A 1,392-nucleotide genomic window follows, 5' to 3' on the forward strand; every position below is an offset into this window, starting at 1 on the left:
CACGAAGAACGGCTGCGACAAGAAGCGCTGGATCTTACGAGCACGGTTAACCAACTGTTTGTCGGCTTCCGACAGCTCGTCCATACCCAGGATCGCGATGATGTCCTTCAGCTCTTTGTAACGTTGCAGAACGTACTGAACGCCGCGAGCGGTGTCGTAGTGGTCCTGGCCGATTACGTTCGGGTCCAGCTGGCGCGAAGTCGAATCCAGTGGATCTACCGCTGGGTAGATACCCAGGGAAGCGATGTCACGGGACAGAACGACGGTGGCGTCCAAGTGGGCGAAGGTGGTCGCTGGCGACGGGTCGGTCAAGTCGTCCGCCGGTACGTATACCGCCTGGATCGAGGTGATCGAACCTTCTTTGGTCGAAGTGATACGTTCTTGCAGAACGCCCATCTCTTCAGCCAGAGTCGGCTGGTAACCTACTGCCGAAGGCATACGGCCCAGCAGTGCGGATACTTCAGTACCGGCCAGGGTGTAACGATAGATGTTGTCGACGAACAGCAGAACGTCGTTACCTTCGTCACGGAACTTCTCGGCCATGGTCAGGCCGGTCAGTGCTACGCGCAGACGGTTTCCCGGCGGCTCGTTCATCTGACCGTAAACCAGTGCCACTTTGTCCAGAACGTTGGAGTCCTTCATCTCGTGGTAGAAGTCGTTACCCTCACGAGTACGCTCACCCACACCGGCGAACACGGAATAACCGCTGTGCTCGATGGCGATGTTACGGATCAGTTCCATCATGTTTACGGTTTTGCCTACACCGGCACCACCGAACAGACCGACTTTACCGCCTTTGGCAAACGGGCAAACCAGGTCGATAACCTTGATGCCGGTTTCCAGCAGGTCGTTGCCGCCTGCCTGTTCAGCGAACGAAGGCGCTGGACGGTGAATGCCCCAACGCTCTTCGGTGTCGATCGGACCAGCTTCGTCGATTGGGTTACCCAGGACGTCCATGATCCGGCCCAGGGTCGCTTTACCGACCGGTACGGAGATGGCTGCGCCAGAATCGGTAACTTCCAGACCGCGCTTCAAGCCCTCGGTGGAACCCATCGCAATGGTGCGAACCACGCCGTCGCCCAGCTGTTGCTGAACTTCCAGAGTGGTTTCGGCCGCGCTCACTACTTTCAGCGCGTTGTAGATGCTCGGTACGCTGTCGCGTGGAAATTCCACGTCGATAACGGCGCCGATGATTTGAACGATACGTCCGCTACTCATAGCTGGATCCTCTGAATATTTGAACCGTTAAACCGCGGCAGCGCCGCCGACGATTTCCGAGATCTCTTGGGTGATCGCAGCCTGACGCGCCTTGTTGTAGATCAGCTGCAAATCGCTGATCAAATCACCGGCGTTGTCGGTAGCGTACACCCAAGAGATCTCGGAAATCGTCGG

2 protein-coding genes are annotated in these 1,392 nt (G+C 57.3%); both read right to left on the minus strand.

The annotated features are described in order from the left end of the window. Positions 1–1,218 (minus strand): F0F1 ATP synthase subunit beta (atpD, locus tag ACIOUG_RS27030; RefSeq protein ID WP_401070235.1); only part of this gene is annotated, 1,218 nt, incomplete at its 3' end. Between the two features lie 27 nt (positions 1,219–1,245). Then, positions 1,246–1,392, minus strand: a 147-nt coding sequence (locus ACIOUG_RS27035; RefSeq protein WP_401070238.1) for a F0F1 ATP synthase subunit gamma, incomplete at its 5' end; no start/stop codon positions are given.

Origin of the sequence: Pseudomonas sp. NPDC087803, from assembly GCF_044742995.1 — a bacterium.
Taxonomy (GTDB): Bacteria; Pseudomonadota; Gammaproteobacteria; order Pseudomonadales; family Pseudomonadaceae; genus Aquipseudomonas.